Source organism: Streptomyces sp. NPDC054872 (assembly GCF_053610705.1).
In genome coordinates this window covers 170,053-185,452 of the sequence record NZ_JBSGYY010000013.1, presented here as the reverse complement: position 1 = coordinate 185,452, position 15,400 = coordinate 170,053, and the positions used below count along the sequence as shown (strand labels likewise).

Sequence of the window (15,400 nt, the reverse complement as noted above, 5' to 3'; positions counted from 1 at the left end):
TACGGAGTCCGCGCATGGGCCTCGCCGAGCCGCCCCCGCACCAGCAGGTCGCCGACGATCTGCGCCGTCGCCTCGCCAGCGGAGAATGGGCAGTTGGCGACCGGCTGCCCTCGCGGGCCCAGCTCGCCTCGCACTACCAAGTCGGCCCGAACGTTCTGCAGAAGGCCCAGGAGCGCCTGATCATCGAGGGAGTGCTGGAGGGGCGTGCCGGGTCCGGCACCTACGTGGCCCAGCCCCGTGAACGGCACCGTATGGTCCGATCGCGGCACCGGGAGCACCGCGGCGGCAGCCCCTTCCGCGCTGACATGGCCGAACTCGGGCGCACCGGCACCTGGGAGGCACACTCCCAAGCCCGCACCCCCGCCCCGGACCACATCGCTCATCGCCTCGGCATCGAGCTCGGGGGCCTGTGCGTGCGCACCGACTACGAGTTCCTCGCCAACGGCCAGCCCGCTCAACTCTCGACGAGCTGGGAACCCATGGCTATCACCGGTGAGACGCCCATCGTGCTGCCCGAGATGGGGCCGCTCGCGGGCAAAGGCGTGGTCGAGCGGATGCGCTCGATCGGCATCGACATCTCGCATGCGGTAGAAGTGCCACACCCGGCCCGCGCCAGCCAGGAGCACGCCAACCTGCTCGGCATCAGCCTCGGCGACCTGGTCCTCGCCATCGAGCGGACCTACTACACCGCTGACGGCCGGGCCGTGGAGACAGCCGACATCGTTGTTCCCGATGCCCGCTGGGAAGTGGCGTACGAGTTCGGCATCGATGCACCCGAGGCGTAGCCCACTGCCGCGCCTTTGCATGCCGCCGCTGCTCATCGCGCCCCGCCCTTCAGTGCGCCGCGACGTTAGCGCCTGTGTCGCTCGGCATACCGAACTGACAGTTCGGTAGAGGTGCGGGCGTGAGGTCAGGCGAGCTGGAGTCGCTCGGCCAGTGCGTTGACCTGACGGCGCGCAGCGGGCCGGGCCCGCTTCTGAAGGCTCACGACCATGTCCCGAGCCAGCGGGCTGCGTTCCATGTCTTCCGGAGCCAGTTCCTCAAGGCCGAGCAGACGCTTGAGAACAGCAGCATCTTCGCGGCGTAGGTCATGGCAGCGCGCCGCCTGCAGCCCGAACGTGAACTGCCGTTCGCGACTCGGCAGCTGACCGGTATCCACCTGGTCGGCCACCCGCAGCCCATCCTTCGCGTCGCCGGCGAGCATCTCGATACTCATCGCGTGCAGGGCCACGTTGGTCGGGCCGAACACCGTCCACTGGACGTTGCCCTCCCCCACTCTGCTGGCCAGGGGGGCGGCCCGATCCTCCAACCGCTCGCGTGCTTCCCACCAGCGCCGACAGCGGGCGTCGGCAACGACAGCAACCAGCTCAAGGGCGCCGGTGACCGCTTGAGACTCGAGGCTGACGGGCATGAGGCGCAGCTGTTCAGCGGCCAACAGCGCGATCTCCTTCGCTTCTTCTGCCGCAGAGGTCTCGGTGCGGGAGAGCATGACGTGGCCCAGGTTCCACCGCGCGATGGCGATGCGCAGGGGATCGTCGGCGTCCTCGGCAGCCCGCAGCGCGCGGTCGGCGGCCAGCAGGGAGAGATCGAGGCGGTTCGCGCGCCGGCAGTAGGAACGCAACAGCCCGTAGAGGTCGGCTGCTACGCGCAGCACTTCGCGCCGCGCCTGCAGGTCGCTGCCGTAACGGAGAATCCGTGCGGCTTCCTCCACCTCGGCAATGAGCGCTGGCAAGATCCGGGCTGCTTGTGTGAACCGGTTCTGAGAGGACTGCCAGATCCGCCAGGCTTGTTCCACCCCTTCTCGCAGCTGCGCCGGTGGGAGGACCTGACCAGAGTGGGGCGTGGGTCCAGAAACCGTGAGCGCGCGAGCAATCGCCGGCGCCGCGGTGTGGGGCGTCTCTGGCTCCTCGATCGGTGCTTCGGCGAAGAGGGCGGCCACGGGCACGTCCAGTTCGACAGCAAGGCGGGCCAGCACCTCAACGGAGGGGATTCGTTTGCCAGCCTCGACCAGATGCAGGTAGCGCTCGGAGATGCCGCACAGTCCGGCGACGACGGCGGCGGAACGGTTGCCGTGCTTCCGGCGGTAGTACCTGACCATGCGGCCATCGGGCAGACTCGCACGAGCGGGCATCGCTCCCGCCCCCTTCCCAAGGCATCTCTCGTACCGTCAGCGTAGAGCGGGCAGAGACAGCACGTAGGCTCCGCACACTTCTGGGTGGCACCTTGCGGCCCAGCTGCAGTGGGCAATTGGGGAGGCGCTCAGTGGACCGACTGGTCCTGTGGGACATCGACCACACGCTGATCGATACCGGCGGAGTCGGACGTGAACTCTCCGCCGCAGCATTCGAGCAGGCCCTCGGGCAGCCGATGCACACACAAGCCAAGATCGATGGCATCACAGAGCCCGTCATCTTCCGCGAAACCGCACAGCTCCACGGCCTGACAACAGACCGATCCGACTTCGAACGCTTTGCCCGTGCCCTCGCCGAGAAGCATCGACAGCGTGCCGGTGAATTGCGCGAACGCGGCCACGCCCTGCCGGGGGCCGCCACAGCCCTGAACGCTCTCGACGCCGCCGGAGTCCGACAGACCGTGGTGTCCGGAAACATCCGCGCAGTCGCCGAACTCAAGCTCCAGGTATTCGGCCTCGACCACCACATCCGCTGGGCCCTTGGTGCGTACGGAGAGGATCACGATCTCCGCGCCGAGCTCGTCCACCGCTCACTGCAGCGAGCGCACACCGCGGCCAGCGCCGCCGTACTCATCGGTGACACCCCCGCAGACATCGACGGGGCCCACGCCAACGGCGTACGCGTCATCGCCGTGGCCTCAGGCCGCAGCGACGAGAACGCCTTGCGAGCTGCCGGGGCCGAGACCGTCCTCACAGACTTGCAGGACACCGACCGCCTGACCAAGCTCGTACGTGACGGCAACTGAGGAAAACAGGAAGCCCACAAACCGCACCCGCTCCGATGACAGGCTGTAGATGGGCTCTGAGCGGGGCATTCCATACCCGCCGTGTGGTGAAGACCGACGTCCACGAAGGAGAACGGATGAACGGGCAGCCCAACCCTGCGAATCCAATCGCAGCCGACGGACTCTGGTCCACGAGTTCGTACAGCGCTGCGAACAACGAATGTGTGGAGGTCGCCCGCGGAACCAACTGGGTAGCCGTGCGCGATTCCAAGGACCCCGGCGCAGGTATGGCCATCACGTCCCGACGTGCATGGTCTCAGTTCGTGGAGAGTCTCAGCCCAGACGGCGTGTGACCGGGTAACCGTCACGCACAGAAGGGGCCGCCCGTTTCACCGGGCGGCCCCTTCTGAGCGGCGCGGGTTCGCGGAGATCGCCGCGCTGCTGCGGGCCGCCGCGTGACCGGCCCCGTGACCGGCCTTCTGTGCGTAGCGGGGCATCAGCTCGCGAACATTTCTTCTCCTTGGATGTCACATTCCGTCCGTCGCGGGTCCCCTTCCCGAGGTACAGGCGGCGTTCGTCGCCGTGTGCTGAAGGGAGGCGCATTAGTGATCAGCGAAGTGGTGCCCCAGGGAGTGGACGCTGGGGCAGGGTTCGGGATCGTCGCGGATGCGGTGGCCTCGCATGCGGGCTGGATCATCTCTGCGGGCGCGGTCGCGCTGCTCTGCTGGGCGGTCTCAACTGCCTGGTGGCGGCGTCGGGCCGTGCGCGCGTTGGCCGATCGGCGCGGCTTCAGAATGGTGCCAGGCCCATCGTTCGATCCGAAGCTGGCCGACGTCGGGCAGGCTGCGGCCCGGTTGGGCCAGGCGCGTGTCGCTGCGGGGCCGATCCCACAGCGAGCTGCGGCGACCCGTATCTGGATGACGGCCGGAACTGAGGGACAGCTGGAGTACGGGTGGGAAGGGCCGGAGCGGGCAGCGAGCGTGTTGCGGCTGGCCGGCTATCGGCAGGTCGAGGTACTGGCCGCCGACGCCGCCCGCGACCGCTCGGCCGCGGTTCGGTTCCAGGGCGTCGCACCGCTGGCTGAGCGGGGTGGCTGGTGAGCGCGGTCGTCCTGGCCAAGGACGACGCGAGCACGCCACCGGTGGAGGACGCGGCGCAGGTGCCGGGCAGCCAGATGTATGTGGCGCGGGCCGAGCTCGTGCTGGCCCGTGCCGATCACCGGGCGTTGGGCAGTCCGGTCTTGAACCCCGATCCCCTGGAGCAGCTGGCGGCGGCGTTCGCCGAAGTCCGCACGCAGGACGGAGAGGAGGCCGACCTTGTTGTCGATCTGCTGTCTGTGGCGGATGGCCGGGTGGCGCGTCGTCGACGTCGTCTGATCGCGCGGGCCACGCGGCGCGGTCCCAGCGCGTTCGGGGAGCAGTTGGAGGGCGGCCGCCGAAGCGGTAGCAGTGCCGGGATCTGGGAGGTGCTGAACGGCACGACCTCGAAGTCCTCGCCGGGCCGGGCCCGGGTGCCGCGGCAGACGGACCTCGCCGAGGGGGTGGGCAAATTTGTGCCGGGCGCGGAGGTGTTCGCGCTGCAGGTGCTGGTGCGCTGTACAGCGCGGCATCCGGCGCGAGCGCGGGCGCGGCTGCATCAGGTGATGGCCGCGCTGCAGGCGTTGCGCGGGGAGAACCGGTTCGTGCCGGTCGGTCCTCGGGTGGGGATGTGGCGGCCGTACTCGAATGCGTTGTGGTTGCGGAACCGCTTCGACCTCCGGTTCACGCGCGGAGATTTCGCCCCGTCCCGGCGTAGTTGGGTGACCTGGCAGGAGGTCGCCGGACTGCTGAAGCCGCCGAGCGTGCACTGCACGGCGCAGAACGTGTTGCGCACCGGCGGGGTGGTGCCGCCCGCTCCGGCCGCGCTGCCCACCTGGACCGGGCAGGCCGATGTCCTGCCGCTGGGGAAGGTGACCGGCGCGGACGGCGTGCAGCGGATGGCGGGCGCGTACGCAGATGAAGTCCTCTTCGGTGCCTCGTTCGGCAAGTCCGGCTACGGCAAGTCGGAATTGGCCCTGGTGCAGTTCGCCGCGCGTGCCTATGCCGGTGATGGCGGCTGGTTCCTGGATCCGCACCGGGCGGCGTGGCAGCGCATCAAGCCCTACCTCGCCCATCCGGCGCTGGCCGGCCGGGTGTGGGAGGTCGATCTGTCGCTGTCGCGCGATGAGGACCTGATGACGTGCTGGAACCTGCTCTCCATGGAGGGCCGGCGCCTCGACGAAGTGCAGGAAGTCGTCGGGGCGGTGGTCGGGGCGATCGCCTCCGCGCACAGCTGGGGCGAACGCGCCACCCGGGCCCGCACCATCTTGTCCAACGCGGTCCGCACCCTGGCCGAGCTCGCAGCCCTGATGGTGCAAGACGGGCATCCCGAACTGCAGCCGACCGTGTTCCAGGTCGCCTCGCTTCTGGAAGACGAGGACTGGCGCGAGCAGGTCCTGGCCCACCTCCCGGCAAGCACCACGAAATATTGGCGCCGCTCCTTTCCGAACGTCGAACCCAACGCCCTCAACACCGTCACCAACGTCCTCTACCGCATGGGCAACTCCCGCAGCCTCAAGGCATTCCTTGGCTCCCCGCGCTCCGGATACGACCTGCGCCGGGCCATGGCCACCAAGGCGGTAGTGGGGGTGTGCCCCGGTGGGACCGGCGAGAGCGACGAGCTGATCTGCGCACTGCTGCAGTTCGATCTGTTCCGCGAGGGGATGGCGCGCGCCAAGCTCGCCGCCGACCAGCGGCCCGTCATGTGGGGGTTCGTGGACGAGCTCACCGCGGTCGACGGCGCCTCCCACGGCTATGTCGCCAAGATCCTGGAGCAGCTGCGCAAGTACAACGTGCGGTTCATGGGGATGACGCAGATGGCCATGCGGCTGTCCGACACCACCCGCCAGGCGCTCCTGCAAAACCAGAGCTGGATCTCTGCGACCGGCGCCGACTTCGACGAGGCCTCTTTCCTCGCGAAGCGCCTGCCGGGCCTGGACAGCCAGACCATCCAGCAGACCCCGCGCTACCACTACATCCAGTCCGTCGACCTGCGCGGTGAGCGCACCACCCCCTTCCGTGTGGAAGGCGTGGCCGTCGGCGACGTGTTCGCCGACTACTACAACCCCGACGGACTTCCGGCCCTCGACGCGGCCATCGACACCAACCTCAACCGTCGCCCCATCGGCGAGATCCTCGCCGAGCTCGACGAGCTGGACGAGCGGATCACCGGCTACCTCGCCGCGCGCGCCGCCTCCCCCGCCACCCGCCACGGCCCCCGCGATGCGGGGCAGGACGTCGTGCACCGACTCCCCCGCCCCACTCCCTGAGCGAAGGAGACCTCTTCATGCCGACAGCCACCGCCACGCGCCCGGAGAGCCTGTCTCAGCTCGCCCAGGAGCTGCTGCCCGTCCTCTACACGCACCGGCTACTGACCGCCGCCCAGCTCAACCGGCTCCTGCGCCCGCACGCGTCCAGTTCCCGCTACCTGCGCCGACAGCTCCAGGTCCTGCACGCACAGGGTCTGGCCGATGCGACGGTGCGCCGTCACAACCGCGCCGGCGAATTGCTCTGGTACGCCACCGCGCTCGGCGCCGACGCCCTGGAAGCCGGGCAGGAACTGCCCTCCCGCGCCTACCGGATCACCCAGCAGGCTGCCGCCAGCGCCCTGCAGGAGCACACCCTGGCCATCAACGAGACCGGGCTGGCCATGGTGGAGCACGCACGCCTCGCCGGTGACGAATGCGGTCCTTTGAGCTGGGACATGGAAGTCGTACACCGCGTCCGGGACGGCAATGCGCGCCACGGAGATGAGGCGTGGCTGACCCCCGATGCCGTGCTGCGCTACACCCGCACCACCGGAGACGAGCGCCGGCTGCTGAGCTTCTTCATTGAGGTCGACCGCACCACCATGAGCGTGGCCCGCCTCGCCGCCAAGCTCCACGCCTACGCCCGCTACGCCACCTACACCCCCCAGCCCGCCCCTGGCCGCAGTCGCCAGACTGTGGCAGGCGACCTCGTGCAAGAGGCGTGGCGCGAGCGCTACCCGACTTTGCCCAGAATCCTGATCGTCCTCACCGGCGCCCCCGAACCCGTCCTGGCCCGACGCGCCTGGGATCTGCGCGCGCTGGCCGCAGCCGACACTCGTCTGCAGCGTGCAGTGTCACGCTCACCGATCCAAGCCGGTGTCACCAGCCTGCATCTCCTCCTCGAACACGGGCCGTTCGCGCCCATCGTCACTCCGCTCCTGGGCGAGGACGCCACCGCTACCGACGTGCTTCTGCAGCCCCGTTCAGCGTGAACCGCGCCCCGCAGAAGCCACACTGATTGGAGACACCATGCGCCTTCGACTTCGCCTCGGCCGTGCCGAACCCTCGGCAAAAGGCGGCGTGCTGGCCACGGGGTGGGACCCAAACCAGCATTCCTGCTCTGAAGTGGTCGACGGCATGCCGCAACTAGACTCACCGCTGGTCACCGAGCTGATCGCCCTGCAGGCCCATACCCGTCACCTCGGCTGGCTCAGCAGCCGCGAGAACGCCCGCGACCAGTACCGCCACCTCGCCCGGATCGCCGTGCAGGGACTCCTGGAGGGATGGCAGGCGCAGACCTCCGGGTCCGGCCGGATCGAAGATCTTCTGACGGACGAACCACGCGATGTGCGAGTGCCTCAGCCTTCAGTCCGGCCTGGCCGACTCCCGTGTGGCATCGCGGCAGTCCCACGTCGCGAGAACCGTGATGGCCGCGCCGGTTAGCAGCGTTGATAGCTTGGCATGTCCAGATTAATGATCAAGGGAGATGAAGTGCGCAAGGGTAAGACGTGCCTGGCGGGTGCCGTGGTCCTGGCGGCGGCAGTACTCAGTGGCTGTGGATCCGGTGACGACACGTCGGACAAGCCCAGCGGCGAGGCGCACGCCAGCCCGCAGCACAGTGAGAAGGCTCCCGCAGACCGCAAGCGCACGGTGATCGAGCGGGCGACCGGTTCGTGGAAGACGATCCAGCGCAAGACCGACTTCGAGACCCTGACCATAAAGAGCGGTCACGTGACCGCCAAGGGGAGCAAGCTCGAATGTGAAGGCACCCTCAAGCCCGATACACAGGACGGGAAGGAAGCGCCGTCGCTGACCTTCTCCTCGTGCAAGGGCAACCAAGATGGCGGCCGCGGTGACGGTCACCTGACCCTGAAGGACGCCAAGAACGATGCGTTGGCCATCAACTGGGACGGGACGGAGGCGTGGGGCGGGCCGATCGACTCGTTCCGCCGTGCTGAGTGAGGTCGTCCACAGCCCCAGAGCCCTCCGCGCACGGAACGTTTTCGGTGGCACCAACAGCGAGACCGTTCTGCCAGCGCAGAGACCGGCACGTGACGATTGGCCGGGTGTCGGCGATTGCGCGCCGCGCCCGGCAGGTCCATAGGCCGGCCACGAAGCGTAGGGCCGCGGCCGGGTGACCGTGCCGCCAGGCCTGCTCAACCATCTCGGCCCGACCTGCACTTCCACGTTCGTCCTGTCGACGAACATCGAGTGCCCGGCGTCCAGGTGCTCCACCAGCAGTGCGTGCTGCCGAGCGACGGCCGCCGACGTCACAGACTGATCGCCCCGTCGCCTCGGCTGTCGCTGCGCAGCGAGCAGATCACCACGTCCGACCGGGACCCATGACGGCGAAGAGCTCTCGTCTACGCCCTCGTCGGCGCATTCGACATCTCCAAGGCTGACGGAATATTTGTCGCGCCTTCGTGTCACATCCCTGGCCCGCCAGCTCCCCTTCCGTAGGTGAAGGACGCCCCTTCACCGGCGACAGGACTCGGTAACCACCGTGTCCCTCGCGTTGCGCAATAGAGATGGGATGACGCTCGATGACCTGGCGCCGTGCACTCGCTTATGCACAGAGCAACTTGTCGACTTCTTCACCCCAAGTGACCAGGTACGCCCTAGGTTGCGAACCTTTAAATTCCCCTCTCTGTTGGGAAGTTGTTGGGCATATGCGTAATCTCTTCGCTACGGATTGCATCACTGCAGCTGGACCAGGCTGCCCAGGCGTTCAGCGTGGTGCGTACGCCAACACAATCGACTTGCTCGCAACACACACGTACGGGGAGGCACCTTGAAGCGCGCTGGACGACCGTCGGAATATGCCGCTGTTCGCTTCCGAAATCAGACAGCAGCGGTAGGTACTGCCCTGTGTGCGGTGCTTGCTCTGTCTGCATGTAGCTCGTCGGGCGACGACAGCGGTAAGAAGGCCCCTGACGCCAAGTCGCCGGCGTCAAAGTCTTCCGCTCCCAGTACAACGCCTTCGCCCAGTGCGGACCCGGAGACTGTCGAGAAGAACGCGGTCACGGACGCCTACGCGCGCATGTGGGACGAGCAGGTTAAGGCATACGCCCAGGCAGATCCCAAGGGCACCAAGCTGTCGACATACAGCGTTGCGCTGGCATGGGCGCAGACGGAGAACGATCTCAAGGGCCTGAAGGAGAAGGGCATCGTTACGACTGGCGAGCCCAGCCATGACGTCGAGGTAACCAGCATCAAGCTGGACCAGAAGGTTCCTTCGGCAGAACTGACCGACTGCGTGGACACGAGCAACTGGAAGTTCATCTATCGCAAGTCCGGCAAGCCCGTAGCGATGCCCAAGAACCGGATCAAGAGCTACGTGACGGAGATCCAGGCCGAGAAGTGGGGGAAGCAGTGGAAGATCGTCGTCGAAAAGCCACAGGACCGCGCCTGCTGAGTACGGCTATCGGCGCCGTGACCGTAGCGACTCTGCTGCCCGCTGTGGCTGTGGCCCAACCCGTTTCAAGCGGCTGCAACAGCCTAGGCGTCAGAATCCGGTGTGAGGCAACGACAGATGAAACACCAGCCGGAGAGCCTTCCGGCTCTTACGGCAAGGGGCAGGGGAAGCTCCGAGGAGGCGGCGGCAAGCCTCCGAAATGCTCAGTGAAACGGATGAAGGATCAGCCACCTCCTGGCAGCATGTGGTACCCGGGCGAAGGCAAGACCGCCTACACGCGGACTTGCCCGAGTGGGGTGACCACTGGCCTTGCGGCTGAAGAGGGGGCAGAGCCGCCACCGCCGATTGACCCGGCGGTGGTTGCTCAGCAGGCCGTTGACTCGATGAAGCTCGTCGGCCCTGATATCGCGAGCCCGCGCGCTGCGGGGAAGTACGTGGTGGGGGTTCCGATGTGGTTGTGGGTGCGCCAGTCGCCGACCGCGTACGGGCCGAACACGGCGTCTGCCACGGCGGGCGGGGTGACGGTCACGGCGACGGCGAAGGTGAAGAAGATCGTCTGGCGTATGGGCGACGGCGCCACGGAGACGTGCACCGGACCCGGGACGCCTTACAAGAAGTCGTACGGCATGAAGGACTCGCCGAGCTGCGGCCACCGCTACACCAAGACCTCTGCAAAGGCCCCCGGCGGGAAGTTCGAGTTGAACGCAGCGTCGACGTGGGCCATCGCCTGGCAGGTCACCGGTGGCGGTGGCGAGGCGGGCGAGTTGACCGAGGTCCGTGAGACGCAGGTTCAGGTGGCGGTCGGCGAAGTCCAGGTCGTCGGATAGCGCCCCTTCGGAGGGATGAACGTGAGCAAGACAAGAGAACGCGGGCCTGCTGTGGCCGGCATCCCGGCGCAGGGGCAGCCGTCCGGACCCGTCGCACCGCCGCGAGTGTCCGCACGTCGACGCAGGCCGGGTGTGATCGCACTGTCGCTGGCGCTGATCGCCGCGGGTGGAGCGGGCGTTGTGGTGCTGGTGATGCAGGCCGGGCACCGTACGCAGGTGGTGACGGTGACACGTGACGTGCAGGTCGGTGAGGTCCTCACCGAGGCGGATCTGGGACAGGCATCCATTGCTCTGGACCCGGCCGTCAAGGCGGTCAAAGCGTCGGACCTCGACTCGATTGTCGGCAAGCGGGCTGCGGTGGAGCTGCGGCCGGGATCGCTGCTCAATCGCTCACAGGTGACGTCCCGGTCCCTGGTCAATGCCGGTGAGCAGCTGGTGCCGATCGGTCTGAAGCCCGAACAGGTCCCGGCCACAGCAATGGTTCCAGGACAGAAGCTGAGCCTGAAGCACGTTGCCGCCCAGGGCGAAGAGGCAGCAGGTGCGAAGGAGTCACAGACGCCCGAGTCGATCGCGGCCCGCGTGGTGAAGGCGGGCAAGGCCGCACCCGGTACCGGTGTGGTGGTCGTCGACGTCGCGACGCAGGCTGCGGATGCCTCGCGCCTGGCCGCGTGGGTGTCGGCTGACAGCGTGCGTCTGGTGATCGATGCGCCGGGCGGCAAGAAGTGAGCGTGATCGCGCTGGCGGGCTGCAGCGGGGCGCCGGGGGTGACGACGAGCGCGCTGGCGCTGTTGCTGTCCTGGCCGCTGCAGCCGGGCCGCAAGATGGTGCTCGCCGAGTGCGACCCGGACGGTGGTGCCGTGCTCTACGGGCTGCTGCAGGGCAGCCTTGGCGATCGGTACGGGCTGCGGAATCTGTCGGTTGCCTCGCGTAAGGGAGAACTGGTCGAGGCGTTTTGGCGCCAGCTCATCGATGTGAGTTCCGAGGACGGGAAGCAGGAGGCGCGTGACCGCCTGGTCCTGCCCGGCGTGACCGACCCGGCCCAGTCGGCCGGTCTGGGCCCGGCGTGGGAAGACCTGGCCCGCCTGTTCTCCGGAATCGGTGAACAGCCCGCCCAAGCCCACGACGTGCTGATCGACCTGGGCCGCAACGGGGCCTTTGGCCCCTCCGCGGTCCTCGCGCAGCGCGCGGACGCACTGGTCTTCGTCGTGCGGAACACAGTCCGCTCGCTGCAGGCGGCGCAGACACGCATCGAAGCGCTGGAGGAACGCGTCGGGAACGTGGGGGTCTTGATGATCGACGAAGGCCCCTACCCGGCCGGAGAAGTGCAGCGGGTGCTGCGCGCCCCGGTGGTAGCCACGTTGCCCCACGCACCGCGCGAGGCCCGGGTCCTGTCCGATGGGTCAGAGCAACCCCGCAATTTCACGAGGACGTCCTTGATGAAGGCGGCCCGCTCGGCGTGCACGGTCCTGGAGCAGCGGGCCGCCTTGCGCCGTGCCCGGCTGGCACCCCGGTTCGCCGGGCCAGGTGGGCCGGAGGCGAGCCATGCGCGGTAAACCAGTACACGCTGACCCGACGGTGCGTCCGCAGGCAGGCAGCCAGCCGGTCAGTTCCCGTTGGCAAGCCCAGCTCCAGGGTCGCAACGGAGCGGGTTCCGCCTCGGCAGCTCAGGTGCCGGCGCCGGGCACGGGGGTGCCGCGTGCGCTGGTTGACCCTCGGGTGGCCCAACAGATCAAGGTGCTGGTCGCCAAGAAGCGTGAGGAGCTGCTGAAGAGCGAGCCGACGCTGGACAAGGCGAGCGAGGAACAGCGCTGCCTGGGCTGGATCAATGATGAGGTGGCGCTGTGGTCGAGTGCCGCGGCCGCCGAGCGCGGGGTGAGCCCCACCGCAGCCGAAGACGATGCGCTGCGGCGCGCGGTGTATGACCTGCTGTTCCGCGCAGGCCGTCTGCAGCCCTACCTGGACGATCCGCGGGTCGAGGACATCTTCATCAACGGCCCCGATGAGGTGTGGCTGGACTACGGCGACGGGGAGCGCCAGCGGGTGGGTGCGATCGCCGATTCCGAGGAGGAGCTCCTGGAGCTGCTGCGCGAGCTGGCCCGTGACTCCGGACACGGGGAGCGGACGATTTCCACGGCGAATCCGCTGCTTGCCCTGTCGTTGAAGGATGGCTCGCGGCTGCAGGCCATCACAGATGTCAGCCCCACCACCTACGCGGTGATCCGTCGGCACCGGGTACGGAGCGCGGATCTGGAGGGCATGGTGACGCTCGGCACGATCGACCCGATCCTGGTGGAGTTCCTGCGGGCCTGCGTGAAGGCCGAGAAGAACGTGATCATCGCCGGGAAGCAGAAGGCTGGCAAGACGTCCTTGTTGCGCTCGCTGCTCAAGGAGCTCGATCCCGACGAGCGGTTCGCGACGATCCAGACCGAGGACGAGCTCTTCACCCACCAGGACGGCTACCACAACCAGGCCATCTCTCTGGTGGCCCGCGAGGGCAACGGCGAAGTGAGCGCTACCGGGCGCAGTGCTGGTGAAGTGACGCTGCTGGACCTGATGCACCCTGCGCTGCGCATGTCGCTGGAGCGGATGGTCGTCGGTGAGGTCCGCGGCCCCGAAGTCGTGGCCATGATGCAGGCGCTGACCAACGGCGCAGGCGGGAACCTGTGCACCATCCACGCGCGGCGCCCCGACATCGTCTTCGACCGCATCGCCGAGCTGTATGCGCTGACCCAGGGCAACCTGTCCGAGCAGCTCGCCTACCGGCAGATCGCCAACGGCCTGGATTTCATCGTGTTCGTTTCCATGATCGATGAGACGAAGATCGGGGGACGGCGGCACCGCTTCGTCTCCCACATCGTGGAAATCACCGGTGTCGCTGAGTCCGGTCGCCCGGCGACCAACGACATCTTCGCCCCCAATCTCGCCCTCGGCGAGGAGCGGGCCGTGCCCACCGGTACACACCCCGAGTGCATCGACGAGCTGCGCCGCGTGGGCTTCAACTCCGAGTACCTGCAGTACTCCCGCGGTGCGTGGGCGCAGCCGCTGCCGCTGAAGGTGGTGAGCAGCGCATGACGCTCCTGTGGGCGCTGGTTGCCGGCATGGTGACGGCGGGCGGACTGGCCGCCCTGGTGTGGGGTGTGGTCGGCACCACGGAGCCGAAGCAGGACTCGCGCGCCGGATGGCGGCTGCGCCAGGGCGTGAGCGCGTGGAACGCCGGCACGCAGGAGTCGCAGATGCGGCGCCGCACCCAGGCCGGTGCCGCCGTGGTGCTGTGGATGCTCATCTGGCTCATCGCTGGGAACTTCACGGCCGGACTGCTGATCGGAGTGGCCGTCATCGGCGTGCCGTGGCTGTTGGCCCCGGCCCAGGCCGCCAAGGTCCGCATCGGTCAGTTGGAAGGCCTCAGTGAGTGGACCCAGCGGCTGGCCGGGCTTCTGCGGCTGGGCATGGGCCTGGAACAGGCGATGATCACCAGTCGGAAGGGGGCGCCCGAGGAGCTCGCCGAGCAGATCGGCACGCTCGCCGACCGGCTGCACATGGGCTGGCGCCCGGAGGAAGCACTGCGAGCGTTCGGCGACGAGCTCGACGACATCACCGCCGACAAGGTCGTCGCCGCGCTGATCCTGTCCGTCTCCGACCGGGGCCCCGGCCTGGCTCAGGCGTTGGAAGACCTGGCCGCCACCGTCCGCGCGGAGGTGGCCGGGAAGCGGGACACCGAAGCAGACAGGGAGAAGCCCCGCACCACCATGCGGTGGATGGTCATCATCACCCTCGGGGTCATCGTCGCCGGGTTCTTCGTGCCGTCGTACACCGCCCCGTACTCCACGCTGCTCGGTCAGTTGGTGCTGGCGATGCTCACGGTTGGGTTCATCGGCACGCTCGCGCTCATGCGGCACCTGGCCCACTACCGGCGCATCCCGCGGTTCCTCAACCGCGACCCGCGCAGCACGGTGCGGCTGCCCGCACTGGCCACCACATCCGATCACGACACCGACATGGCGGGTGCCCGATGAACATCACACCCATGGTGCTCACCGGCGCCGCCGTCGGCGGCGGGCTCGCGCTGCTCACCCGTGAACTGCTGCGCCCGCAGCCCGCCTTGGCGGTCGCCCTGCAGCGCACCGAGCAGAGCAGCCTGGCCGGGCTCCCCGAGCCGGTCCTGGACCGTGACGAGGTGTGGGGGCGCTGGCTGCTGGCCCGCCTGGGCCGCCTGCCGGGCGTGCGCATCCCCACGCAGAACCTGGCCCTGCTGGGCGAGGGGCCGGGCCGGTTCATGCTGCAGAAGACGGCGCTGGCCGCTTCGGGGCTGCTGTGCCCCGTCGTGGTCTCGATCCCCTGGATCCTGGCGGGCGTCTCGCTTCCCTTCTACGTCCCAGCACTGTTCGGGCTGATCGTGGCGGGGCTCCTGTGGATCACACCGGATCTGTCGGTACGTGACAAGGCCAAGCGGGCGCGGGAAGAGTTCGCGCACGCGATGGCCGCCTACCTCGAACTCGTCGCCCTCAAGCGGGCGTCGGATGCCGGCCCCACCACGGCTCTGGAGAAGGCCGCAGAGGTTGGCCGCGGCTGGCCCTTCGTCTATGTGCAGGGCGCGCTGATGCGGGCCCGGCTGGAGAAGATCCCGCCGTGGCAGGCCCTGACCGACCTGAAAGAGGAGTACGACCTGCCGGTCCTGGGGGATCTGGCGGAGATGATGCGCGGCTCCTCGACCGATGGGGCCGCCGTCTACAAGCAGCTGCGTGCGCGCAGCGCCGCGCTCAACCCCGAACTGCTGGCCGCTCAGGCGGCCGAGGCGAACGCCGCCAGCGAGAAGATGACCGCCCCCGGAGCCTTGCTCGCGGTGCAGGTGATGCTGCTGATGGCGTTCCCCGCAGTGATCCGCATGCTGACCACTTGATCGAAAGACGTTGGAGCTGA

17 protein-coding genes are annotated in these 15,400 nt (G+C 68.3%); 15 read left to right on the top strand and 2 right to left on the bottom strand.

The features are described 5' to 3' along the window. Nucleotides 1–14 precede the first annotated feature (14 nt). On the top strand, nt 15–785 hold the full coding sequence (locus ACWGIH_RS18465; protein WP_453451736.1) for a GntR family transcriptional regulator: 771 nt from the start codon (nt 15–17) through the stop codon (nt 783–785). A 125-nt stretch (nt 786–910) separates the two neighbouring features. Here the strand turns inward: ACWGIH_RS18465 and ACWGIH_RS18460 are convergent, their stop codons facing one another. Further along, nucleotides 911–2,098, bottom strand: a complete 1,188-nt coding sequence (locus tag ACWGIH_RS18460) for a helix-turn-helix domain-containing protein (RefSeq protein ID WP_453451735.1) — start codon at nt 2,096–2,098, stop codon at nt 911–913. A 164-nt stretch (nt 2,099–2,262) separates the two neighbouring features. Here ACWGIH_RS18460 and ACWGIH_RS18455 point away from each other — a divergent pair, with 164 nt between their 5' ends. From ACWGIH_RS18455 to ACWGIH_RS18420, 8 genes are all read left to right on the top strand, one after another. Continuing rightward, nucleotides 2,263–2,937, top strand: a complete 675-nt coding sequence (locus tag ACWGIH_RS18455) for an HAD family hydrolase (RefSeq protein ID WP_453451734.1) — start codon at nt 2,263–2,265, stop codon at nt 2,935–2,937. A gap of 35 nt (nt 2,938–2,972) precedes the next feature. Continuing rightward, nucleotides 2,973–3,269, top strand: a complete 297-nt coding sequence (locus ACWGIH_RS18450; protein ID WP_453451733.1) for a DUF397 domain-containing protein — start codon at nt 2,973–2,975, stop codon at nt 3,267–3,269. A 252-nt stretch (nt 3,270–3,521) separates the two neighbouring features. Then, the gene (locus ACWGIH_RS18445) at nt 3,522–4,016 is read left to right on the top strand and encodes a hypothetical protein (protein ID WP_453452526.1); all 495 of its coding nucleotides are present in this window, start codon (nt 3,522–3,524) and stop codon (nt 4,014–4,016) included. Then, nucleotides 4,013–6,262 (top strand): ATP/GTP-binding protein, encoded by a 2,250-nt coding sequence (locus ACWGIH_RS18440; RefSeq protein ID WP_453452524.1) that lies wholly within the window; start codon nt 4,013–4,015, stop codon nt 6,260–6,262. Before ACWGIH_RS18445 ends, ACWGIH_RS18440 begins: the two co-directional genes overlap by 4 nt. A gap of 17 nt (nt 6,263–6,279) precedes the next feature. After that, nucleotides 6,280–7,233: a replication-relaxation family protein gene (locus tag ACWGIH_RS18435; RefSeq protein WP_453452522.1), complete on the top strand. Its 954-nt coding sequence runs from the start codon at nt 6,280–6,282 to the stop codon at nt 7,231–7,233. Between the two features lie 37 nt (nt 7,234–7,270). Continuing rightward, nucleotides 7,271–7,684 carry a hypothetical protein gene (locus ACWGIH_RS18430; RefSeq protein WP_453452520.1) on the top strand — a complete coding sequence of 138 codons (414 nt, stop codon included), beginning with the start codon at nt 7,271–7,273 and terminating at the stop codon, nt 7,682–7,684. A 30-nt stretch (nt 7,685–7,714) separates the two neighbouring features. Next, nucleotides 7,715–8,203, top strand: a complete 489-nt coding sequence (locus ACWGIH_RS18425; protein ID WP_453452518.1) for a hypothetical protein — start codon at nt 7,715–7,717, stop codon at nt 8,201–8,203. Between the two features lie 913 nt (nt 8,204–9,116). After that, nucleotides 9,117–9,656: a hypothetical protein gene (locus ACWGIH_RS18420; RefSeq protein WP_453452516.1), complete on the top strand. Its 540-nt coding sequence runs from the start codon at nt 9,117–9,119 to the stop codon at nt 9,654–9,656. A gap of 364 nt (nt 9,657–10,020) precedes the next feature. Here ACWGIH_RS18420 and ACWGIH_RS18415 read toward each other — a convergent pair whose 3' ends face one another. Next, entirely contained in the window at nt 10,021–10,164 is a 144-nt protein-coding gene (locus ACWGIH_RS18415; protein ID WP_453510561.1) for a hypothetical protein, read from the bottom strand. 10 nt (nt 10,165–10,174) lie between these two features. On the opposite strand from ACWGIH_RS18415, the gene ACWGIH_RS18410 reads away from it, so the two are divergent. The 6 genes from ACWGIH_RS18410 (at nt 10,175) to ACWGIH_RS18385 (ending at nt 15,380) form a co-directional block, all read left to right on the top strand. Next, nucleotides 10,175–10,483 (top strand): hypothetical protein, encoded by a 309-nt coding sequence (locus ACWGIH_RS18410; RefSeq protein ID WP_453510559.1) that lies wholly within the window; start codon nt 10,175–10,177, stop codon nt 10,481–10,483. 132 nt (nt 10,484–10,615) lie between these two features. Further along, complete coding sequence (locus tag ACWGIH_RS18405; RefSeq protein WP_453452512.1) at nt 10,616–11,209, top strand: SAF domain-containing protein; 594 nt, start codon at nt 10,616–10,618, stop codon at nt 11,207–11,209. After that, on the top strand, nt 11,206–12,036 hold the full coding sequence (locus tag ACWGIH_RS18400) for a hypothetical protein (protein ID WP_453452510.1): 831 nt from the start codon (nt 11,206–11,208) through the stop codon (nt 12,034–12,036). The genes ACWGIH_RS18405 and ACWGIH_RS18400 overlap by 4 nt, the downstream gene beginning before the upstream one ends. Then, the gene (locus ACWGIH_RS18395; RefSeq protein ID WP_453452508.1) at nt 12,026–13,555 is read left to right on the top strand and encodes a CpaF family protein; all 1,530 of its coding nucleotides are present in this window, start codon (nt 12,026–12,028) and stop codon (nt 13,553–13,555) included. Before ACWGIH_RS18400 ends, ACWGIH_RS18395 begins: the two co-directional genes overlap by 11 nt. Then, nucleotides 13,552–14,496, top strand: a complete 945-nt coding sequence (locus ACWGIH_RS18390) for a type II secretion system F family protein (RefSeq protein WP_453452507.1) — start codon at nt 13,552–13,554, stop codon at nt 14,494–14,496. Before ACWGIH_RS18395 ends, ACWGIH_RS18390 begins: the two co-directional genes overlap by 4 nt. Next, the gene (locus ACWGIH_RS18385; protein ID WP_453452506.1) at nt 14,493–15,380 is read left to right on the top strand and encodes a hypothetical protein; all 888 of its coding nucleotides are present in this window, start codon (nt 14,493–14,495) and stop codon (nt 15,378–15,380) included. The genes ACWGIH_RS18390 and ACWGIH_RS18385 overlap by 4 nt, the downstream gene beginning before the upstream one ends. Nucleotides 15,381–15,400: the final 20 nt, after the last annotated feature.